Origin of the sequence: Pedobacter sp. Leaf132 (assembly GCF_920984695.1) — a bacterium.
GTDB lineage: Bacteria > Bacteroidota > Bacteroidia > Sphingobacteriales > Sphingobacteriaceae > Pedobacter.
Genome location: NZ_CAKLBO010000004.1, coordinates 313,359 through 334,562, shown reverse-complemented (window position 1 = coordinate 334,562; position 21,204 = coordinate 313,359). Strand labels below are relative to the sequence as shown.

Annotated in this window: 21 protein-coding genes; 15 read left to right on the top strand and 6 right to left on the bottom strand. The window is 35.6% G+C overall.

Annotation, left to right across the window (positions count from 1 at the left end; translation table 11 throughout):
* Positions 1-369 precede the first annotated feature (369 nt).
* A complete protein-coding gene (locus LUA86_RS10705; RefSeq protein ID WP_231460620.1) occupies positions 370-2,043 on the bottom strand; it encodes a Zn-dependent hydrolase in 1,674 nt (557 codons plus the stop codon).
* Between the two features lie 114 nt (positions 2,044-2,157).
* Between LUA86_RS10705 and LUA86_RS10700 the strand changes: the two genes are divergently transcribed.
* On the top strand, positions 2,158-2,994 hold the full coding sequence (locus LUA86_RS10700; protein ID WP_231460619.1) for an N-acetylmuramoyl-L-alanine amidase: 837 nt from the start codon (positions 2,158-2,160) through the stop codon (positions 2,992-2,994).
* A gap of 273 nt (positions 2,995-3,267) precedes the next feature.
* Here LUA86_RS10700 and LUA86_RS10695 read toward each other — a convergent pair whose 3' ends face one another.
* Positions 3,268-4,923 carry a glutamine--tRNA ligase/YqeY domain fusion protein gene (locus tag LUA86_RS10695; protein ID WP_231460618.1) on the bottom strand — a complete coding sequence of 552 codons (1,656 nt, stop codon included), beginning with the start codon at positions 4,921-4,923 and terminating at the stop codon, positions 3,268-3,270.
* Between the two features lie 116 nt (positions 4,924-5,039).
* Between LUA86_RS10695 and LUA86_RS10690 the strand changes: the two genes are divergently transcribed.
* The 7 genes from LUA86_RS10690 to LUA86_RS10660 all read left to right on the top strand — a co-directional run bounded on the left by LUA86_RS10690 (position 5,040) and on the right by LUA86_RS10660 (position 10,072).
* The gene (locus LUA86_RS10690; RefSeq protein ID WP_231460617.1) at positions 5,040-5,459 is read left to right on the top strand and encodes a cobalamin B12-binding domain-containing protein; all 420 of its coding nucleotides are present in this window, start codon (positions 5,040-5,042) and stop codon (positions 5,457-5,459) included.
* Between the two features lie 3 nt (positions 5,460-5,462).
* Positions 5,463-6,239: an enoyl-CoA hydratase/isomerase family protein gene (locus tag LUA86_RS10685; RefSeq protein WP_231460616.1), complete on the top strand. Its 777-nt coding sequence runs from the start codon at positions 5,463-5,465 to the stop codon at positions 6,237-6,239.
* Positions 6,240-6,338: 99 nt separating this feature from the next.
* The gene (locus LUA86_RS10680; protein ID WP_231460615.1) at positions 6,339-7,763 is read left to right on the top strand and encodes a sigma-54 dependent transcriptional regulator; all 1,425 of its coding nucleotides are present in this window, start codon (positions 6,339-6,341) and stop codon (positions 7,761-7,763) included.
* Positions 7,764-7,829: 66 nt separating this feature from the next.
* Positions 7,830-8,879: an AI-2E family transporter gene (locus LUA86_RS10675; protein ID WP_231460614.1), complete on the top strand. Its 1,050-nt coding sequence runs from the start codon at positions 7,830-7,832 to the stop codon at positions 8,877-8,879.
* 68 nt (positions 8,880-8,947) lie between these two features.
* Positions 8,948-9,214: a YtxH domain-containing protein gene (locus LUA86_RS10670; protein ID WP_231460613.1), complete on the top strand. Its 267-nt coding sequence runs from the start codon at positions 8,948-8,950 to the stop codon at positions 9,212-9,214.
* A gap of 53 nt (positions 9,215-9,267) precedes the next feature.
* Positions 9,268-9,648, top strand: a complete 381-nt coding sequence (locus LUA86_RS10665; protein ID WP_231460612.1) for a phage holin family protein — start codon at positions 9,268-9,270, stop codon at positions 9,646-9,648.
* Complete coding sequence (locus LUA86_RS10660; RefSeq protein WP_231460611.1) at positions 9,635-10,072, top strand: hypothetical protein; 438 nt, start codon at positions 9,635-9,637, stop codon at positions 10,070-10,072. Before LUA86_RS10665 ends, LUA86_RS10660 begins: the two co-directional genes overlap by 14 nt.
* Positions 10,073-10,253: 181 nt before the next feature.
* On the opposite strand, the gene aspS is transcribed toward LUA86_RS10660, so the two are convergent.
* A complete protein-coding gene (gene aspS / locus LUA86_RS10655; RefSeq protein ID WP_231460610.1) occupies positions 10,254-11,999 on the bottom strand; it encodes an aspartate--tRNA ligase in 1,746 nt (581 codons plus the stop codon).
* Between the two features lie 121 nt (positions 12,000-12,120).
* A complete protein-coding gene (locus tag LUA86_RS10650; protein ID WP_231460609.1) occupies positions 12,121-12,525 on the bottom strand; it encodes a hypothetical protein in 405 nt (134 codons plus the stop codon).
* A 411-nt stretch (positions 12,526-12,936) separates the two neighbouring features.
* On the opposite strand from LUA86_RS10650, the gene LUA86_RS10645 reads away from it, so the two are divergent.
* The 5 genes from LUA86_RS10645 to LUA86_RS10625 all read left to right on the top strand — a co-directional run bounded on the left by LUA86_RS10645 (position 12,937) and on the right by LUA86_RS10625 (position 17,076).
* Complete coding sequence (locus LUA86_RS10645) at positions 12,937-13,494, top strand: RNA polymerase sigma factor (protein ID WP_231460608.1); 558 nt, start codon at positions 12,937-12,939, stop codon at positions 13,492-13,494.
* Positions 13,487-14,023: a hypothetical protein gene (locus tag LUA86_RS10640; protein ID WP_231460607.1), complete on the top strand. Its 537-nt coding sequence runs from the start codon at positions 13,487-13,489 to the stop codon at positions 14,021-14,023. The genes LUA86_RS10645 and LUA86_RS10640 overlap by 8 nt, the downstream gene beginning before the upstream one ends.
* 82 nt (positions 14,024-14,105) lie before the next feature.
* Positions 14,106-15,407, top strand: coding sequence for a hypothetical protein (locus LUA86_RS10635; protein ID WP_231460606.1), 1,302 nt, complete (start codon positions 14,106-14,108; stop codon positions 15,405-15,407).
* 168 nt (positions 15,408-15,575) lie between these two features.
* Positions 15,576-16,358 carry a TerC family protein gene (locus LUA86_RS10630; RefSeq protein ID WP_231460605.1) on the top strand — a complete coding sequence of 261 codons (783 nt, stop codon included), beginning with the start codon at positions 15,576-15,578 and terminating at the stop codon, positions 16,356-16,358.
* 88 nt (positions 16,359-16,446) lie between these two features.
* The gene (locus LUA86_RS10625) at positions 16,447-17,076 is read left to right on the top strand and encodes a Pr6Pr family membrane protein (RefSeq protein ID WP_231460604.1); all 630 of its coding nucleotides are present in this window, start codon (positions 16,447-16,449) and stop codon (positions 17,074-17,076) included.
* Here the strand turns inward: LUA86_RS10625 and LUA86_RS10620 are convergent.
* A complete protein-coding gene (locus tag LUA86_RS10620; protein WP_231460603.1) occupies positions 17,073-17,963 on the bottom strand; it encodes a bestrophin family protein in 891 nt (296 codons plus the stop codon). The genes LUA86_RS10625 and LUA86_RS10620 overlap by 4 nt on opposite strands.
* Before the next feature lie 133 nt (positions 17,964-18,096).
* Between LUA86_RS10620 and LUA86_RS10615 the strand changes: the two genes are divergently transcribed.
* Positions 18,097-19,620, top strand: a complete 1,524-nt coding sequence (locus tag LUA86_RS10615) for an MFS transporter (protein ID WP_231460602.1) — start codon at positions 18,097-18,099, stop codon at positions 19,618-19,620.
* Positions 19,621-19,632: 12 nt separating this feature from the next.
* A complete protein-coding gene (locus LUA86_RS10610; protein ID WP_231460601.1) occupies positions 19,633-19,881 on the top strand; it encodes a DUF6814 family protein in 249 nt (82 codons plus the stop codon).
* 77 nt (positions 19,882-19,958) lie between these two features.
* Here the strand turns inward: LUA86_RS10610 and LUA86_RS10605 are convergent, their stop codons facing one another.
* Complete coding sequence (locus LUA86_RS10605) at positions 19,959-21,143, bottom strand: class I SAM-dependent rRNA methyltransferase (RefSeq protein ID WP_231460600.1); 1,185 nt, start codon at positions 21,141-21,143, stop codon at positions 19,959-19,961.
* Positions 21,144-21,204: the final 61 nt, after the last annotated feature.

Genomic DNA, 21,204 nt, shown 5'->3' with positions numbered 1-21,204 from the left:
CAATTTCCATAGCGCCATTTTCATGGGCTTTAATCGCATGCTTTAATTTTAAGTTTAGTTCAGAAACGGAAAGGTTTCTTTTGCTCAGTTATAAGTAAGACGACCGTTTTTTTAAAAGGTTACAAGAATTTTAAAAAAGGTTGTACTGTAATTTTCTTGAAAGTGAATATCAGTGGTTTATGGCTTTTTCAGCCCTGCCATTTGCTATAATCTTTTGGTGGCCCTTTCATACTATGTATTTAAGCTTCTACAAACCAAAAGTATTTCCGCTACTGTCAGGCTTAGTTAACAAAAATCACTGCATAAAAAAGCCGCAGGTTTACAGTAAAAATCTGTAAAAGCTGCGGCTTCAAATACGGGTTATAAAAATTATTTCATTCCAAGAACGTCAACACCTTGCTCAAAAACAACATCAACCGGAATGTTCTTTTTCATAAGTCTATCTAAATCACTCTGCAATTCAGTAGAAATATTTGCTTTTTCTTTTTGTGCTTTTGCAACAGCAGTTTTATCGCCATTGCCTTGTAGTGTAATAATGAATGCACTCAAATCGTTCATCGCGGTAGCAAATTTTTCATAATTTACCCGGTAAGCCCCCGAAGCCGAACGTTCAAAGGCACCTTTTTCTTTAAAGTAATTAAAGCACTGCATATTGGCTTTTCCATGTGCGCTTGCCGCACCAAAGCGAACAGAGCGTAAAATGCCGGCCATAAAAGTGGTATAATAATCTTTAATATCGCCTTGCAGTTCTCCTTTTTTTAGTAAACCCGTTACCATGTATAAGCCTAAAATATCGGCTTTACCTTCTTCTAACCAACTAAATTGCTCTTGCAAAGCTTCACGCACAAAACCTTTACCGCTAATGGTTTTTTTAATGCCTAAACCATGCGCAACTTCATGAAACATTACATTTGCGAAAAAGGCATCAAACTTTATGTATTTCTGCTGTTCAGCCTCAATAAGTTCTTTCGAAATGGGCACTAAAATCTTATCAAATTTTGCTCTCATCGCATTTTTTAATTGCGAACGGCGGGTTCCTTTTTCCTGCTGAATTTTTTCATCGTTGGGCAAATTAACGGCGATGGTTTTTGAGCCTGAATTGCAATCGCCGGCATAATAAACTACGTCATAAGCATTCAATTCTGAATCAGTACCAGGTTTTTCGGCTTTGTATTTTGCGGCAACAGGTAAATTTTTCTGCAACTCCGGTAACATGGCAACATATTTAGCTAAGCGCTTGCTCCACGCTGCATCTTTAACCAAAACATAAGCTTCGTAGCTGGTACGGGCGTTAAAAAGTTTGTCTTCATAATTTTCAATCGGACCAATAATAATGTCCAAACCATTGGTTTTCATGTCTAGCCAGGCGTAATCGCTCGCTGTAAAATTATCGCTCACTAATGCATCGGCCCTTAAGTTTAAATATTTTTTTAATCCAGCATCTTCAGTAATTAATGCCGCTTGTTTAAGTAAAGATGAAGCTCTTTGCAATTCCGCAGCAAATAAAACATGATAAGGAATAGTAGTTAAATTACCTGTACTGTCTTTTCTTACCACCGAGTAAGCTCCAAACTTATCTTTCAGATTAGATTTTTCAATCTCCTCTTTAGTCATTCCAGCCGGGTAAAATGATGCGCCATCGGGTTTAGCGCCAACACCATTAACAAAAGGTTTATCGTTGTTTAATCTATCCCAAGGTCCATAGTTTATAGCAAAAAATTCACGTGTTTTTTCATCTTTAATGGTCGCAAGTAAACTGTCTTTTTGCGGGTAAGTTTGTTTCCAGAAAAGCTCATCCATAATTTCTGCAGCCTGTATAAGCAAAGGCAAAATTTTACGGTCGCTTACGCTTAAACTATTAAGGTCTGTAGAAAGCTTTACACGTTCGTAAATCGGTAAGCGCTGTGCAACATAATCTGTTAAGCTATCTTTTTGAACGGCAACGGGTTTATTGGTTTCTGTGGTATTATTTCCGTTGCAGGCTGCAAAAACACTAGCCACCAACGATATTAAAAGTATATTCGATTTGTATAAATTCTTCATTTTAAAATGGATAAGGCCGCTAAATTAGTAAAATTTAAAAGCTTTGAATAATTTTGATGATTTGGAGGATGTTTACTATAACTTTGTCGTTTTACTACATTAACAAAAGCAAATATGTTTTCGTTTAAAATCTCGAAACTTTCTTCTTCAATAGTCATTATTTCTGCAATGCTTGTAACATCATGTAGCACAAGTAAATATGCCGTAACCGAAAAGGTTTATAAGCAAAAAGCAAAGGATTTTTCAGAAATTATAAAGGCAACGCCTCCAGCCGGACAGTTGTACGATTCATTAAACACCAACAATCAGCAATGGGTTGGTTCTGTGAATTTCGGCATCAGAAAGCCTAATTTTGTAGTTATTCATCATACTGCGCAAGATAGTTTAAATCAAACCATTAAAACATTTCACTCTACAAAAGCGGGTACAAGCGCACATTATGTAATTAGTCGCGATGGTAAGGTTGTGCACATGGTTAACGATTACCTGCGTGCAAACCATGCGGGTGTAAGCAAATGGGGCAAAGATACCGACTTAAATTCCTCTTCAATAGGTATAGAATTAGATAATAACGGTATTGGCGATGTTTGGCAAGATGCTCAGATTAATAGCCTGATAAAGCTTTTGGCAACGTTAAAGAAAACCTACAATATTCCAACAGCAAATTTTATCGGGCATGCAGATATTGCACCAGGTCGTAAAAACGACCCGAAAAACTTCCCTTGGAAAAAATTAGCAGATAAGGGTTTTGGTTTTTGGTACGATTCGATTTTGAAAAATCCACCAGCTGATTTCGACACAGAAAAAGCACTGAGATATATTGGTTACAACACCACAAACTTACCGGCCGCCATTGAAGCCTTTAAAATACATTTCATACAAACTGATATAAGTAAAAAACTTACACCGGTTGATATTTTGGTGCTTTATAATCTTTATTTGAAGTATTAATTTTTTTAGCCCTCCCTTCTGGGGAGGGTTGGGTGGGGCTTTTAATTCGGCTACTTAAACAATCTCTCTCCTCTCTTTGGAGAGAACTATGCATGGCTTCTAATTTGTTTAACGCTATTTCTTAAGTCCTCCCTTCCGGGGAGGGTTGGGTGGGCTTTTAATTCGGCTATTTAAACAATCTCTCTCCTCTCTTTGGAGAGAACTATGTAGGGCTTTAAATTTGTTTAACGCTATTGCTTAAGCCCTCCCTTCCGGGGAGGGTTGGGTGGGGCTTTAATTCGGCTTTTTAAAAGTATCTTTCAGCGTAACAGTTCTATTAAAAACCAATTTATCGGCTGTAGAATCTTTATCTAAGCAGAAATATCCTTTACGAATAAATTGATAACGTCCATCCAAATCTGCATCAGCTAAAGCAGGTTCGATATATGCGTTTGGTAAAACCGTTAAACTTTCCGGATTCAAATAATCTTTAAAATCGCCTTCTTCAGCATCTGGTGTTTCAGAAGTAAATAATCTATCGTATAAACGAATTTCTGCAGTTTTTGCGTGTTGCGCACTTACCCAATGGATTGTTCCTTTAACGTTAATGCCACTTGTATCGCTTCCACTTTTCGATTCTGGAATATACGTACAATGAATTTCAGTTACATTTCCATTTTCATCTTTAACAAAATCTTCGCACTTAACAATGTAGGCAAATTTTAAACGAACCATTGCGCCAGGTGCCAAACGGAACCATTTCTTCGCAGGTACTTCCATAAAATCTTCACGCTCAATCCAAAGTTCTTTGCTAAAAGGAATAACACGTGTACCACCTCCATCTTCTGCCTCAGGATTATTTTCTCCGATTAAATCTTCAGTTCCTTTTTCGTAGTTAGTGATGATTAGTTTAATCGGATCTAAAACTGCCATTACACGATTAGCCGTTTTATTTAAATCTTCGCGAATACAGAATTCTAATAAACTTAGTTCGATTAAATTTTCGCGTTTTGCAATACCAATACGTTCGCAAAACTCACGAATACTTTTTGGTGTAAAACCTCTTCTGCGCAAGCCAGAAATTGTAGGCATGCGTGGGTCGTCCCAGCCGCTAACTAAGTTTTCGTTTACTAATTGCAGTAATTTACGTTTACTCATTACTGTTGAAGTAAGGTTTAAACGAGCAAATTCATATTGTTTTGATGGAAAAATCTCTAATTTCTCGATAAACCAATCGTACAATTCGCGGTGCGAAACATATTCTAAAGTACAGATAGAGTGTGTAATGTGTTCAATACTATCACTTTGGCCGTGAGCAAAATCATACATTGGGTAAATGCACCATTTGTTACCGGTACGGTGGTGTTCGGCATGTTTGATGCGATAAATAATTGGATCACGCATTAACATATTCGGACTCGCCATATCGATTTTAGCTCTCAGAATATAAGCGCCATCGGCAAATTCGCCGTTTTTCATTTTGGTGAAAAGGTCCAAATTTTCTTCAACGCTACGGCTGCGATAAGGGCTATCTTGTCCGGGTTCTGTTGGTGTGCCTTTTAATGCTGCAATTTCTTCAGCAGAACTTTCATCAACATAAGCTAAACCTTTTTCGATAAGTTTTACAGCAAAAGAATATAACTCATCAAAATAATCTGATGCATATAATTCATTTTTCCAGTTAAAACCTAACCATTTAATATCTTCTTGCTGGCTGTTAACGTATTCGGTTTTTTCGGTAACCGGATTGGTATCGTCAAAACGTAGATTAGTATAACCGCCGTATTTTTGTGTTAGTCCGAAGTTTAAGCATATCGCTTTTGCGTGGCCAATGTGTAAATAACCATTTGGTTCAGGCGGGAAACGCGTAACCAGGGTTTCATACTTACCACTATTTAAGTCGTTCTCAACAATTTCTTCAATAAAGTTCAATGACTTTTCTTCACTCATAAAAACCTGTAAATTAGGAATGCAAAGGTAAAAAGATTAGAGCAATTCTGGTTGTTTTAGTTAATGATTAATTTGAACATCAAAATCAATACATTTACATCAACTTAATATTCATTATGAGCAAAGTATTAAACAGGCCAATACGCGTTTTGGTGGCAAAAGTTGGGCTTGATGGGCACGACCGTGGCGCAAAAGTAATTGCAACTTCCTTAAGAGATGCCGGTATGGAAGTGATTTATACCGGGCTTCGCCAAACACCTGAAATGGTGGTTAACACTGCATTACAGGAAGATGTAGATGCTATTGGCGTCTCGATTTTATCTGGTGCACACATGACGGTTTTCCCGAAAATTATTCATTTTATGAAAGAGAAACAGCTTGATAATGTACTTTTAACAGGCGGCGGAATTATCCCCGAAGCAGATAGAAAAAAGTTGGCAGATTTGGGTGTTGGGGAATTATTTCCTCCAGGAACAACAATGGCAAGCATTGTAGAGTATATTCAAAATTGGGTTACAGAAAACAGAAATTTTTAAGCGATGGCATATCAAAATTTAATATCAGAAGTAAAAGAAAATATTTTATATATAACGATTAACCGGGAAAAGGCGCTTAATGCATTAAATAAAGATACATTAACGGAACTTGCCGATGTAATTGAGTATGCTGAAAAAACCAACGATGTTAGAGGTGTAATTATTACCGGTGCTGGCGAAAAAGCCTTTGTTGCGGGTGCAGATATAAAAGAATTCTCTGATTACAACGGAAAACAAGGTGAGGAATTGGCAAGAAAAGGACAAGAAAATATTTTTAATGCGATTGAAAATTCTTCTAAACCATTTATTGCCGCCATTAATGGTTTTGCCTTAGGTGGCGGTTTAGAGTTGGCAATGGCTTGCCACATTAGGTTGGCAGCAGATAATGCCAGATTAGGTTTACCCGAAGTTAATTTAGGTTTAATACCTGGTTATGGCGGCACGCAAAGGCTTACCCAATTGGTTGGTAAAGGTAAGGCTATAGAAATGATTATTACTGCAAATATGATATCGGCAGAAGAAGCCGGGAAGATTGGTCTGGTAAATTATGTTGTGCCAAAGGCCGATTTAATTAGCAAAGCTGAAGAAATTTTAGGCTTTGTAAAGCAAAGAGCACCTCTTGCAGTAGCTGGTGCAATTAAAGCGGTAAATGCTTCAATAAATCAATCTGGCTATAATGTTGAAATTGAAGCCTTTGGAAAATGCTTTGATACGGATGATTTTAAAGAAGGTGTAAAAGCTTTTATTGAAAAAAGACCGGGGAAATTTACTGGTAAGTAGTCTTCGTATTATTAATTCTATGAGAATCTGGTATTTAGTGTAGAAAAAATTTCCCGTTTTGAAATATTTTCCCTAATTATGTACTACGATTCTCACCTTATGAAAAAAAAGATATTGATAATTGACGATGAGGTAAATATTGGCCTTTTATTGTCTAAATTTTTAACCCGAAACGGGTTTGAGGTAGCTAATGCCATTACAGGTAATTCTGCAATGGATATCCTAACTACGCAAACTTTCGATTTGGTATTATGCGATTATAGATTGGATGATACTGACGGGCGGGAAATTCTTATCAAAATAAAGGAAAATTACCCTACAACTGGTGTTATTATTATTACAGGTTACAGCGATATTAAACTAGCCGTTGAGCTAATTAAGTTAGGCGCTTACGATTATATAACAAAACCACTTTACCCTGATGAAATTTTAAATACGATTAATAAAGCGCTTGAAACCCAACGTGCTTTAAATGAAAATGTAGTAGTAAAAAATACAAAAGGCAGCAATAATAAAAATACCGAACAAGAGTACATTAACCACAGCGATTATATTGATGGCATGAGTGATGTTTCTAAAACCTTGTTAAAACAAATACATTTAATTGCCCCAACATCATATAGCATAATTTTAACCGGTAAAAGTGGTACGGGTAAAGAATACGTTGCAAAAACCATCCATTTAAATAGTTTAAGAAAAGATAAGCCATTTATTGCAATGGATTGCGGTTCATTAACAAAAGAACTTGCCGGAAGCGAATTTTTTGGTCATGAAAAAGGCGCATTTACCGGTGCATTGTATACTAAAATCGGGCATTTTGAGCAGGCTAATGGTGGTACCTTGTTTCTTGATGAAATCGGAAATTTATCGTACGAAATTCAAGCTACACTTTTAAGAACTGTACAAGAGCGTAAGGTTAAGCGCATTGGGAGCACTAAAGAAATAGATTTAGATGTAAGAATTATCGTTGCAACAAACGAAAATTTAGTCGAAAATATTTCAAAAGGAACTTTTAGAGAAGATTTATACCACCGCTTTAATGAGTTTTCTATTCATATTCCATCTTTAAAAAAGCGTGGTAAAGATATTTTAGTTTTTGCCGAGAATTTTTTAACGGTAGCGAATGAGGAATTAGGAAAAAATATAAAGGGCTTTTCTCCTGCAGTAAAAGAGTGCTTTTTAAATTACAATTGGCCAGGAAACGTTCGGGAGCTGAAAAACGTTATCAGACGTGTTGCGCTATTAACAGAGGGCAACGAAATTCAGGTAGATGTTTTGCCATTAGAATTATCTAACTATGTTAGAGATTACGATAGGGATGAAGTTTTAACACAGGTAAAACTTAAGCAAAGCGATAAACCAAAAGATTTAAAAAATGCAGCTCAGGAAGCCGAATATGATACGATACTAAGGGTTTTGAAAGAAGTAAATTTTAATAAAACCAAAGCTGCAAAAATCTTGAATATTGATAGAAAAACATTGTATAATAAAATTAAAGCTATTAAGATTGATGACCAAAATTAAATCTTAAATCAGCAAAAACAATTATTCTGTTTTTCATCTTTAGAAAGTACTAAGCAACACAACCTTATGTCGGTATTTTCTTATAAGCAACGCAATAACATCAACCTTGTTATAATAATAGCATTGGGGCTTTTAATTGCGTACTCTTTGCAAGGAATTTTTAGTGCCATATTAAGCACGCTGGTACTTTACACCATCATGCGCCCGGGTTACATATACCTTGCAGAAACCAAAGGTTGGAATAAAAGAATTGTAGCCATTCTTATCATCGCAGTTAGTATTGTGCTTATAATTTTGCCGTTTTATGCTTTAAGCAGCATGGTCATCAGTAAAATATCTGAGCTTAAAAGCAACGAAATATTTTTTAGAAACTTACTAGTTAAAATCCAACATCTTATTCCATTTAAGGTAAATGAAACTCTTATTCAGGATGGGATGAATAGGCTGGGTACCTGGGCAACCCAACTTTTTCCTTCATTAATATCGAGTGCAATAAATATTGTACTAAGCCTGCTGGTGATGTACTTTTTACTGTACTTTATGCTAATCGAGCGGAAACAATTTGAAACTTCTTTAATAAAATACGCACCACTACGCGAGCAAAATGCATTACGTTTTGGCGATGAAATGCGAAACACTACTTATGCAAATGTAATTGGGCAAGGTTTAATTTGTATTGTGCAAGGCTCTTTGGTTAGCTTATCTTTTTATGTTTTAGGCTATAAAGATCCGGTATTTTGGGGTGTTATTACTACATTTATATCGTTTGTTCCGGTATTGGGGCCTCCTGTTGTATTTGTTCCGGCAGCAATATTTCAAATTGCAAATGGAAATAACTTTGCAGGCTGGGCAATGTTAATATTTGGCTTTGTAGTTATCATTAATATCGATAACGTTCTCAGATTTATAATCGCGAAAAAAGTTGGCAACATACATCCAATAATTACAGTAATTGGCGTAATTATTGGTATCCCTTTATTCGGAATACTTGGACTAGTATTTGGTCCGCTTTTGCTATCTTATTTTATTTTGCTCATTAAAATTTATGAAACCAGTACGCTGGCTTCAGAAAGATTAGAAAGAATTAAAACAAATAATGAGCAAATTGAGTTATGATTTATAGCTTAACTTAAAATAATATAGCGCCGTTATATTGTAATGTTAAACCCTTAAAATAGATAATTATGAATGATAACTCAAAAGTTGTAGTTGCCCTTTTAGCAGGATTAGCTGCAGGTGCCGCATTAGGTCTTTTATTTGCACCAGAAAAAGGTGAAGAAACTCGTGATAAATTAAGCCAATCTCTAAAAGATTTAGGTGATTCTATCCGCGATAAAGCTGCAGACGAAATTAATAACCTTTCTAGTTTAAAAGAGAAAGTAGTTAGCTCAATTAAAACTAAATTGAGAAGTGTTGAAGAAGAATATAGCGACGACGTAGAGCACGCATAATAAATTTTTAGCCGGATGCGCCCGCATCCGGTTTCATTTACTCAATCTAAACTATGCAAGAAAATAAAGAAAAAAGCATCGAAGATATTGTTGACGATGCGAAGGGCTATTTAGAGGCTAGGATTGAATATACTAGGCTTTATTTAGTAGAAAAAGTATCTAAAATTTTTGCAGATTTAGTTACAAATACTGCCGTAATTGTTTGCTTTATTTTGGCTTTCCTGTTCGGCTCGGTTACGCTGGCGTTATTTTTATCTGATGTTCTTGGTAGTTTTACACGTGGTTTTGGTTGTGTATCATTAATTTATATACTCCTTGCCGTTGGGGTTTATGTAACTAAAGATAAGTACATAGAAAGGGCAATTATTAATATTGCGATAAGAAAGTATTTTGATAAGCTAGCGGATAAGGAGGAAGAAGATGAGCGCATATAAAAACATTCGCACTCTCGAAGATTTGCAATCTAGAAAGCTTGAGCTTAAGGTAGATTTCACGCTAAAAGGAAATTTGCTAAAGGCAGACGCCAAAAAATATGCAAAGCAGTTTACTTTAGGCGCATTGATTAAAAAATATGCTACGCCTAGTAATCTTTTTAAAGTTGATGATAAGCTAAATCTTAGTGGTACTGCAATGTCGTTAATTTTACCAATGTTTATGAATAAAACCTTATTTAGAGGCGCCGGGTTTTTAACTAAAGCAGCTGTTGGATTGGTTTCAGGAAAAGTTGGTAAATCACTTGATGCTGAACATATTTCTGCAATCTTTAATTCTGTTAAAGGTTGGTTTGGAAAAAAGAAAGAAAAAAAAGACAAAAAATTTATTGATTATGGCATCCCGCCGGATAGTGAAACTTACTAGTTCATTGGTATCAGTTGTTCATTAGTAACATTGGTTCATCAATATTAGTTGGTCATTAGTTTATACCGAAATGATAAAACTAAAAAACCCACTTAACATTATGCTAAGTGGGTTTTTTTATTGTCAAAATCCTTGTACGATTAGCCCAATGATCTAATCAACCAATGAACTATTGAACCATCTATAGATCCGTCTTAATCTTTAGTTCCTTTAATTGTTTTTCATCAATTGTACTTGGGCTATCAATCATTACATCTCTTCCCGAATTATTTTTAGGAAATGCAATTACATCACGAATGGTATCTAAACCAGCAAAGATTGAGGTTAAACGGTCGAAACCGAAAGCGATACCACCATGTGGCGGAGCACCAAATTCAAAAGCATCCATTAAGAAACCAAATTGTTTTTGAGCCTCTTCTGCACTAAAACCTAAATGTTTAAACATTAAAGCTTGTAACGCTCTATCGTGAATACGGATAGAACCACCGCCAATTTCCGTTCCGTTGATAACCATATCGTAAGCATTTGCACGAACATTTTTAGGGTCAGTATCAAGCAAAGCGATATCTTCTGGTTTTGGAGAGGTGAAAGGATGGTGCATGGCATGATAACGTTCAGTTTCTTCGTCCCATTCTAACAGTGGGAAGTCTAACACCCAAAGTGCCGAAAATTTGTTTTTATCACGTAAGCCTAAACGATTACCCATTTCTAAACGAAGTTCGTTTAATTGCTTACGAACTTTATCTGTTGAGCCAGCAAGAACCAAAATTAAATCGCCTTTTTCTGTGGCAAAAGCCTCGCTCCATTGTTTCAAATCGTCTTCGTTAAAAAATTTATCTACTGATGATTTAATGGTATCGTCATCATTATGGCGGGCGTAAATTAAACCAGTTGCACCTATTTGCGGGCGTTTGATAAAATCTGTTAACTCATCTAATTGTTTACGGGTATAGCTTGCAGCACCTTTTGCATTAATACCAACAACCAATTCTGCGTTATCAAAAACCGGGAAGCCTTTTCCTTTTACAATATCGTTCAGCTCTACAAATTGCATGTCGAAACGTGTATCTGGTTTATCAGAACCATACAAGCGCATTGCATCGGCGTATTGCATACGCGGTACTTCAGGTAAATCGTAATCGCGAACTTCTTTAAATAGAGTACGGATTAAACCTTCAAAAGTGTTTAATATATCTTCCTGCTCGATGAAAGACATCTCGCAATCGATTTGTGTAAATTCTGGTTGGCGGTCTGCTCTTAAATCTTCATCTCTGAAACATTTAACAATCTGGAAATACCTGTCGAAACCTGAAACCATAAGCAATTGCTTAAAAGTTTGTGGCGATTGAGGCAAAGCATAAAACTCGCCTTCGTTCATACGGCTAGGTACAACGAAATCTCTCGCACCTTCTGGTGTAGATTTAATTAAAACCGGAGTTTCTACCTCGATAAAATCTAAAGCATCTAAATAACGGCGAACCGATTGTGCCATTTTATGACGTAAAACCAGGTTATTTCTAACCGGGTTACGACGTAAATCCAGGTAACGGTATTTCATACGCAACTCATCACCACCATCCGTTTCATCATCAATTAAAAACGGAGGTAATTTAGCTGCATTAAGTATTTCCAAGTCCGAAATTTTAATTTCAATATCACCGGTTAACATTTTAGGGTTTTTGTTGCTACGTTCTACAACGGTTCCGGTTGCTTTAATTACAAACTCTCTGCCAAGCGTACGTGCGGCTTCGCATAACGTACGGTTATCATCCATATTAAAAACTAACTGTGTTATGCCATAACGATCGCGAATGTCTATAAAAGTCATACCGCCTAAATCTCTTGATTTTTGTACCCAACCACATAGAGTTACACTTTCGCCTAGGTTATTTAGGTTTAGCGCACCACAAGTTACTGTTCTTAACATATATTGTAATCTAAATTGAGCGGCAAAAATACCGATTTTGTTTTAAAGTTTTGAGTAAAATTATGTTGCTGTTTTGCTTGCCACGGAAGCGCAGAAAACACGGAATTGGAAAGCTTTCATTTTAATATTTTTCCTCCAAAGTAATTTCAATTGATATGACTTTCCATTCAGGGCCAAATTGTTTCCATTGGTAAATTTCTTCGGTTTGAGTGGTTTTCTTTTTGGTGAATATTAGCAGATTGCTTTGATGTACAACTGATTTTCTGGCAATTTTTTCGATAAAAATTTCATTATCGAATGATGATTTAATTCGATAATGTGAAGTGCTTAGCGATTTTAGGCTATCAAAATATCTTTTAACTTCTTCAAATAGCCCGGCTTTATCTAATATGGTTCCGTCAGCGTTTTTATAATCAATGCTCTCATCAAGAAAATATGCGTATGCGCCAACGTCTTTCTGCTCTAATGCTAAATCAATTTTCCTGTGTATGGCATCTATTTCCGAAATAATTAAATCTGTTTCCATGGCATGAAGTTAATCCTTTGTTTCAGTGTTTTCAAAATTTAAGATGAATTGAATAGGGCATTTTGCAATTCCCCTCCTTTGGAGGGGTGCCCGCAGGGCGGGGTGGTTAGTTTATTGTAGACAAGAAGTTAAATAAACCCGGTTGTAGTAAAAATACTTTTTTAATGGATGTTCGAAAAAGATTACCACGTCGTGCCTCCTCGCAATGACCCAAGTGTAAGGGATTGACAGGAGTTTAAAAAAGATTGCAACGAAATGCGGGGCTACAATAACCTAAAAGCTACTCCAATTGCTTTTCTAAAATTTAAACAATTACATATTTATGAGCGTAAAGAAGTTTCTTTAATTTTTTTCTACCTTGATGCAACGTTTTAAAATCTCTTATGTCTTATAATCAGAATCATCAAAATTTTGGAGACGGTATACATCGATAAAAACCTAGAATTAGTAAAAGAATGCATGCAGGGCAGCCGGGCAGCGCAGTTTGAATTATATAAACTGTATGCAAAGGCGATGTATAACGTGGCCTTGCGCATTTTAAATTACGAAGAGGAAGCAGAAGATGTTTTGCAGGAATCGTTTTTAGATGCTTTTACACGAATTGTTGATTTTAGACAGGAAACCACATTCGGTTTATGGCTTAAACAGATTGTAATCAACAAATCCATTAACTATCTGCGTAAGCGAAAAATGGAATTTGTAAGTACTGATGAAATTAGTGAAGTGCCTGATGAAGTAAGTTTTGATGAACACGAAACTTTATTACAAGCGGATGAAGTTAGACAAGCCATAACACAATTGCCAGATGGTTACAGAGTGGTTTTGAGTTTGTATTTGTTAGAAGGTTACGACCACGAAGAGATATCGCATATTTTAAAAATTAGTGAAAATACGAGTCGCACACAATACATGAGGGCGAAAAAGAAATTGAAAAGTATTTTAGAAATGAAAGGGATGAGAGATGAATAATAGATTAGAAACATTTGTTAAGGATAACCGAAAGGCTTTCGATGTAATGGAACCATCGGCTGCGCTTTGGGCAAAAATTGAAAAGCAATTAGATGAGCAAAAACCTGCAAAACAGGTAAAGCTAAAAAGGTTGTATTTATGGATGAGTACGGCTGCGGCTATTGTAGTTGTTTTTGGTTTAGTTTGGTTGTATAAAGGTAGAACACAAAATAATGATGTAGAAATTGCTGATGTAAATGCAGCTGCTGCTAAGAAAGAAATTCAGTTTACGAGTTTAATTACTGAAAAAAGGGATAGCCTGGCAATTTTTGCTTCTACAAACCCCGATTTGTACAAAAAATTTACAGCTGATTTAAAAAAGCTTGATGAAGATTACGAACGTTTAAAAGCGGAACTGCCAAATACACCAAATCAGGTTTTTGTAGTTAAAGCGATGGTTAAAAATCGCGAGCTTCAGTTAAACCTATTAAAGCAACAATTATCAATAATAAACCAAGTAGACGATTATAAGAGGGATAACCAAATTTAGTTAATAAAAATACATGCGCTCATAACACTAAAACTTAGGCCAGCCGGCAGGTTTAAGCAACAGTGTTTTAAAAAAAAAAAACATGAAAAAAGCAATACTATTAGCCTTTGTGGCTTCAATCGCCGTAAATTCTTACGCTCAACAAGCCAACATATCAATTACAACAGCCAATAATAATTATGCGGTTGTAAACACCAAAATAACATCTAATACATCTTCCGTTGTTAATGTTTATACAAACGATGCTCAGGAAATGGGAGGTGATAATGAACGCTCCAAATCTTTTAGCAAAAGTTTCAGCGTTGATAATGGTGATAAAGTTAATCTTAACAATCAGTATGGAGCCATGGTAATTAAAACCTGGGACAAAAGAGAGGTAAAGGTTGATGTTGACATAAGAGCCTATAGCACATCAGAAAGTGATGCGCAGAAACTTATTGATGAGGTGAGCATTGATGCCTCAAAGAGTGGTGATCTTATTTCTTTTAAAACTAACGTAGGCGATAGAAGTGGCCGATATGGTAGAAACGTAAAAAACGGAGTTACAACCTGGAGAAGAGAAGTTAAGGTAAATTATACGGTTTACATGCCATCGGTAAATGCTTTAACGGTTTCACAACAATATGGTAATGTTGATATGGGCGATTTTTCAGGTCCAACATCCTTAAAGGTACAATATGGAAACTTAACTGCCGGGAATTTATCCAACAATAACAACTATATTAATGTACAGTATGGCAAAGCCACTATCGAAGATTTAAATACGGCAATTGTAAAGCACCAATACGGTAGCGGACTAAGTATAGGCGCAGTAAATACAATCGATTTGGATGCCCAGTATGTTGGCGTTAATATTAACTCTATACGTAAATCTGCAGATTTAAAAATACAGTATGGCTCTGGTTTAACTGTGGGTAATATTGCAGGTAATTTAATGCTTAACGCCGAATATGCAAAGGTTAACATCAATAACGTAAAAGGCAATACGGTAATTAAGCAAGCTTATGGCAGTTTAACAATGGCAAGCGTGGGCAAGCTATCTTTAAAAAGTGAATATACAAGTGTTGCGCTCGGTACTTTAAATGGAGATGCTAATATTGCAATGAGTTACAATAAATTAAACATTGCCGAAATTACACCAGCTTGTAAAAACTTAATTTTTGATGGCGAATATGTTGGTGTAGGTGTTGGTTTTGATGATAGATACGCAGCAAACTTTAATGTTACAACAACTTATGCAGGTTTTAAATATGGCTCGAATGTTTCGGCAAGTAAAACGAGCGGCGAATACGACCAAACTAAAAAGTATACAGGAAAAGTTGGAAGCGGCGGGAATGCCAATATTTCGATAAAATCAGAATACGGCGCTGTCGTTTTTAAATAAGATAAAAAATAAAGTTTTAAGTCTTGTTTCTTAATTGATGCAAGACTTTTTTTGTAAAATGAATTTTTTTTTATTTAGACAAGAGAAAACTCGAATTAAACTTTAAAATCTGAATGCCTAAAAGCATAAGTCTTTTTAATATCTTCGTGCTATCAGATTAATAAAAATATGGACTTTTTAAGCACGCCCGAAGCGTGGATTTCATTACTAACCTTAACTGTTCTCGAAATCGTTTTAGGGATAGATAACATCGTATTCATTTCTATCTTATCGGGCAAATTGCCAGCAAATCAACAGAAAAAAGCAAGGCAGCTTGGTTTAGGTTTAGCAATGATTACCCGAGTATTATTGCTACTTTCTTTAAGCTGGATAATGACTTTAACTTCGCCATTATTTAATATTGGAAGTTGGATAGGCATTACATCCGGAGAATGGTTTGAGAAATTAGCGATTTCAGGGCGGGATTTAATTTTGATTATTGGTGGTTTGTTTCTGATTTACAAAAGCACACATGAAATTCATAACAAATTAGAAGGTGAAGAAGATGATGAAGGCAATATTAAAAAGCATTCTTTTTGGGCTACCATTGTTCAAATCTTAATATTGGATATTGTTTTCTCCCTCGACTCCGTAATTACAGCTGTTGGAATGGCAGATCATATCGAGATTATGATTGCCGCCGTAGTAATTGCCGTAATTATCATGATGTTTTCGGCTGGAGCAATTAGTGAATTTGTTAACAATCACCCAACGGTAAAAATGCTTGCATTATCCTTCTTATTGCTAATTGGCGTTTCCTTATTGGCTGAGGGTTTAGACCAACACATCCCGAAAGGATATGTATATTTTGCAATGGCATTTTCTGTTTTAGTAGAGATGTTAAATTTAAAGATGAAGAAAAATACAAAGAATAAAAAACCAGTTAAGCTTCGTAATATTCCTAAAGAATAAGGCTAGTTTTAAGCTAAAAAAAATGCTTACCTTGTTTAGAGTAGGCATTTTTTTTGCCTTAATATTTATAAATCACCCGCTCAATTTTATGAAATCTCACTCAGGAAAGATTTATGCCTTAATCGCCGCAATAGTTATTTGGTTTGCACTCTGTTTGCAATTTAACTTAAGTTTAATGCTTAAAAATGGCAATGTCATTTTTACGTTAGCTCTTTTCCTATCTTATTTTACGGTACTTACAAATATATTGTGTGGTATATGTTTAACATCAATAGTATTATTTCATGGTAAAAGTTTAGGCAAATTTTTTTCAAAATCTTCAACCATAACCGCAATTACCATTTACATATTAGTTGTCGGGCTAATTTATAATGTTGCACTTCGTGGATTAGTGCAATTGAAAGGTTGGCATATAGTAGCTGATGAACTTTTGCATGTAATAAACCCATTATTGTTTTTAGGCTTATGGGTGTTTTTTGTGGAAAAATCGGCGCTGAAATATCAACAAACTTTTAACTGGTTAATTTACCCATTATGCTATGTGGTAATGACTATTATCCGCGGTTCCGTAATTAACGAATATCCGTATCCCTTTATCAATGTAGTAGAGTTGGGTTACCCGAAGGCATTATTAAATACTTTTATTATAATGATTGTTTTCTGGCTACTCTCCATGTTATTTGTGTTTATCGCAAAGCGATTAAATCACAAAAATTAAAGAATATATTCCTCGTTAATTGGTTTTATTGGTTCAGGAATTTCTTCTTCTTCCAGCATTTGCAGTAAATTAATTTCGATGGTTCTGGTTATAGAATTTAAAGGAACACCAGCCGAATTATTTTCGAATGGGTTAACCAGGCTCATACCATTAATTTGGGTTGATACAAAAACGAAACCAATCATCCAGCCTAAAAATATAGAATATACACCTGCCGATTGACTGATAACAAGTGTAAAGGTCATAACAAATAACCAGATAAAAACCTTTGTTAAATAGTTATAAGTAGTTGGGAAAATGGTATTTTTAATACGTTCGCTCATACCCATCGAGTCAGAAAAACGTACAAGCATTTCGTTAATTTCTATAAATCTGAAACCATCAATTGCATTAGCTTTTGATAATTTTTGTAAATCTCTGGATTGAATATTTAGAAGCGCATTGTGGGTATTCTTGTGTTTTGCCATCTCGGTGATGTCGGCTTCATCCAAATATTTAATATAAATTTCATCTACTGTATCCCTCAGGTTAGCCTTCAATGCATAAAGAAATGCTATGTGCCTGTAAACCATTCTTTTTACAATAACCTGATCGTCTTCAGCATAATTAATTAAATTTCTGGCAAAAGAGCGAGAATCGTTAACCAATGCGCCCCAAACTTTTCTGGCTTCCCACCATCTATCGTAAGCTTGATTATTGTTAAAACCAATAAAAAAGGCAATCGCTGTTCCTAAAACGGTTGGTATTATCGATGGGATTTCAAAATGATGCGCAATCAGGTACTCCCTAACCAAGTAAGCCACGCTGCAAGATGCAATCATGATTAAATCAACTTGCCAGGTATTTCTTAATATTCTGGTTAACCTAATGTTTTGTACTAAAAGCATAAATTTATTTTTTCGTATCAAAATACAAAAGTAAAGCTGAAATGTTTTAATTGTAACAATTTAAATCAAGCTAAAGCACATTATATTGTTTTGAACTTCAAATCATTATCTTAGAAAACCAAACATCATATTTATGAGTGAAGAACTTCCGAAGAATAACATTTTTAAAGTTATTGGTGCCTCATCTTTGGGTACATTAATTGAGTGGTACGATTTCTATATTTTCGGTAGTCTGGCTGTAATTATCGGGCATCAACTTTTTCCTGAAGATGCCGGGGCTTCTGCGCTAATTAATACGCTTGCAATTTTTGCTGCGGGTTTTATTGTTCGTCCTTTTGGCGCTTTGGTATTTGGCAGATTAGGCGATTTAATTGGCAGGAAATATACTTTTCTGCTCACGCTGATTTTAATGGGCGGTTCTACCTTTCTAATCGGATTAATTCCTTCATACAAAACCATTGGTTATGCTGCCCCGATTTTGGTTTTAATTTTAAGACTTATTCAAGGCTTGGCTTTGGGTGGTGAATATGGTGGAGCAGCAACTTACGTAGCAGAGCATGCGCCAAAAAATAGGCGGGGCTTTTTTACCAGCTGGATTCAAACAACCGCTACATTGGGCTTATTTTTATCGCTTGGCGTAATCGTAATTACCAAAAATATTTTAGGCGCTGATGTTTTTGGCGATTGGGGTTGGCGCATTCCTTTTTTACTTTCTATTTTGTTAGTGGTTGTTTCAATCTACATCAGGCTGAAAATGCATGAATCGCCAATGTTTTCTAAACTTAAATCAGAAGGCAAGGTTTCTAAAAATCCGCTAAAAGAAAGCTTTAACAATAAGGCAAACTTTAAAATGGTTTTGCTGGCATTATTTGGGGCTACCATGGGGCAGGGCGTTATCTGGTACACCGGACAATTTTACGCTCAATCATTTTTAGAAAATACCTGTAAATTAGATTTTAACGATTCGAGATATATTTTGCTTTGGGGAATAGCCTTTGCAACACCTTTCTTTGTGATTTTTGGAGCATGGAGCGATAAAGTAGGTCGGAAATGGATTATGCTGAGCGGAATGTTACTCGGTATTATTTTTTACCGACCGATTTACCAAACGTTTTTAAATGATACGAGTGTTGAGAATTATGCTAACAGCCCCGTGCTTTCTAGTACTGCGAGCGATAGCAAAATTACACCTCTTTCAGCTTCTGGAGATAGTTTAAGTATAGTGGAAACCAGAGTAAAACTTGCAAATGGTATGCAGTTTACAAGAGTTCAAACCGATACCATCTCTGTTACCAAAGGAATTTTGCCAGCAAAAGAATTGGTTAAAGATAAAGTATTACCAACGCCTGTTTTCTGGAAATTTGTAGGATTGATTTTCTTTCAAATATTGCTGGTTACCATGGTTTACGGTCCAATAGCCGCCTTTTTGGTCGAACTTTTCCCAACTAAAATACGCTACACTTCCATGTCGCTTCCATACCACATTGGTAATGGGGTGTTTGGTGGTTTGGTTCCATTTATTGCAACATTAATTGCCAGTTTTGCAGGCTCAAATCCACTTTCTGGTCTGTGGTATCCTATCGGGATTGCAACCTTAAGTTTAATAATCGGTACAATTTATTTATCGAACAAAGCAGACGAAAACATTAACGATTAGAAAATATTTTTTATGAATAGGTTAAAGAAATTTTTAGGTTTAATTTGGATGGTTTTAGGTCCGGTTGCGATGACTTTTTTATTTATTCAGGCAATTGATAAAGTAGGCTTAGCGCATAGCGATATCGAAAGAACAAACACCATGTTGCAGTGGGGAATTATACTTTTTATATTTTTCCCAATTAGCCTGGGGCTAATGATTTTTGGTTTTTATGCCTGGAAAGGTGAATATGAAAAACTTGAAAGTTCACAAAAGATTTAAAGATTTAATTTGCCACGGAAACCCGGATTAACACGGAATTTTTTTCCTTGTGTTCTGTGTTTGCGTGGTATTTTTTCTTACAAAACCCTGAGCAATAATCCCTTTAAATATTCTCCTTCAGAGAAAGAAATACGAACCGGATGATCTTCAGGCTGGCAAAATTGTTTAATGATTTGAACTTCTTTGCCGGCATCAAGCGCTGCCCAGGCAATAATTTGTTTAAAGGTTTCTATATCAATCGCTCCTGAGCAAGAAAAAGTAGCCAGTAAACCACCTTTTTCTAAAAGCAACATGCCTAAACGATTTAAATCTTTATAAGCCCTTGCCGCTCTATCCATCGCCGAACGAGAAGGCGCATATTTTGGTGGGTCTAAAACAATAACATCAAAAAGTTCTCCGCTATCTTTAAAGGCTCTCAATTGTTTATTAACGTCAGATTGTATAGTTGTAACCTTCTCCGCATCAAAATTATTTAAGGTAATATTTTGTTTTAAGGTTTCGATGGCTAAAGCAGAACTATCAACACTGGTAACGCTTTTGGCGTTTTTAGCAAGGCTATTTAAAGTAAAACCACCACTGTAACTAAAGCAATCTAATACTTTCTTGCCATTTGTATAACTTGCCAAAATGCTTCTGTTATCTCGCTGGTCGCAGTAAAAGCCCGATTTTTGTCCTTCTGCAATATTGATATGGTAAGCAATTCCATTCTCTTTTACTTCTAAAAATTCAGGTGGATTTTCTCCCCAAAGCAAACCATTTTCAATGGCTAAACCTTCATGTCCGCGGGCTGTGGCATCACTTTTATCAAAAATTCCTTTCGGATTAAGTTCTGCTTTTAAAATTTCAACGATATCATTTTTAACGCTTTCCATACCCGAGCTTAATATCTGCAAGGAAAGAAAATCTGCGTATTTATCTACGATGAGGCCGGGCAAAAAATCAGCTTCGCTAAATACTAAGCGGCATGTATTTGTTTCATCATTTAAAATAAACTGGCGTGAAGCGATAGCTTGTTTTAAACGGTTTTCATACCATTTTGTATCTATTGTTTGGTTTTCATCCCATTCCAAAAGGCGAACAGCCACACGAGAATTGCTGTTGTAGTAGCCATAGCCTAAAAATTCATCATCAAAAGCAATAACTTTTACAACTTCTCCATTTTCTGGTTTACCCTTTACTTTTTCCAAAGCACCCGAAAATATCCATGGATGCCTTTGAATTGCTGCCTTCTCTTTTCCCCTTTTTAAAATGATTTCTACCATGGCGCAAAGGTAAGTAAAAGAGATTTAGGCTTTAAATAATTAATTGTGCTTTTGTAAATGA

Coding starts and splice junctions, on each gene's coding strand:
- LUA86_RS10640 (WP_231460607.1), top strand. CDS start 13,487: ATGAATAATAGATTAGAAACATTTGTTAAGGATAACCGAAAGGCTTTC.
- LUA86_RS10695 (WP_231460618.1), bottom strand. CDS start 4,923: ATGAGTGAAGAAAAGTCATTGAACTTTATTGAAGAAATTGTTGAGAAC.
- LUA86_RS10665 (WP_231460612.1), top strand. CDS start 9,268: ATGCAAGAAAATAAAGAAAAAAGCATCGAAGATATTGTTGACGATGCG.
- LUA86_RS10705 (WP_231460620.1), bottom strand. CDS start 2,043: ATGAAGAATTTATACAAATCGAATATACTTTTAATATCGTTGGTGGCT.
- LUA86_RS10630 (WP_231460605.1), top strand. CDS start 15,576: ATGGACTTTTTAAGCACGCCCGAAGCGTGGATTTCATTACTAACCTTA.
- LUA86_RS10660 (WP_231460611.1), top strand. CDS start 9,635: ATGAGCGCATATAAAAACATTCGCACTCTCGAAGATTTGCAATCTAGA.
- LUA86_RS10700 (WP_231460619.1), top strand. CDS start 2,158: ATGTTTTCGTTTAAAATCTCGAAACTTTCTTCTTCAATAGTCATTATT.
- LUA86_RS10610 (WP_231460601.1), top strand. CDS start 19,633: ATGAATAGGTTAAAGAAATTTTTAGGTTTAATTTGGATGGTTTTAGGT.
- LUA86_RS10635 (WP_231460606.1), top strand. CDS start 14,106: ATGAAAAAAGCAATACTATTAGCCTTTGTGGCTTCAATCGCCGTAAAT.
- LUA86_RS10675 (WP_231460614.1), top strand. CDS start 7,830: ATGTCGGTATTTTCTTATAAGCAACGCAATAACATCAACCTTGTTATA.
- LUA86_RS10620 (WP_231460603.1), bottom strand. CDS start 17,963: ATGCTTTTAGTACAAAACATTAGGTTAACCAGAATATTAAGAAATACC.
- aspS (WP_231460610.1), bottom strand. CDS start 11,999: ATGTTAAGAACAGTAACTTGTGGTGCGCTAAACCTAAATAACCTAGGC.
- LUA86_RS10605 (WP_231460600.1), bottom strand. CDS start 21,143: ATGGTAGAAATCATTTTAAAAAGGGGAAAAGAGAAGGCAGCAATTCAA.
- LUA86_RS10685 (WP_231460616.1), top strand. CDS start 5,463: ATGGCATATCAAAATTTAATATCAGAAGTAAAAGAAAATATTTTATAT.
- LUA86_RS10650 (WP_231460609.1), bottom strand. CDS start 12,525: ATGGAAACAGATTTAATTATTTCGGAAATAGATGCCATACACAGGAAA.
- LUA86_RS10690 (WP_231460617.1), top strand. CDS start 5,040: ATGAGCAAAGTATTAAACAGGCCAATACGCGTTTTGGTGGCAAAAGTT.
- LUA86_RS10615 (WP_231460602.1), top strand. CDS start 18,097: ATGAGTGAAGAACTTCCGAAGAATAACATTTTTAAAGTTATTGGTGCC.
- LUA86_RS10670 (WP_231460613.1), top strand. CDS start 8,948: ATGAATGATAACTCAAAAGTTGTAGTTGCCCTTTTAGCAGGATTAGCT.
- LUA86_RS10625 (WP_231460604.1), top strand. CDS start 16,447: ATGAAATCTCACTCAGGAAAGATTTATGCCTTAATCGCCGCAATAGTT.
- LUA86_RS10680 (WP_231460615.1), top strand. CDS start 6,339: ATGAAAAAAAAGATATTGATAATTGACGATGAGGTAAATATTGGCCTT.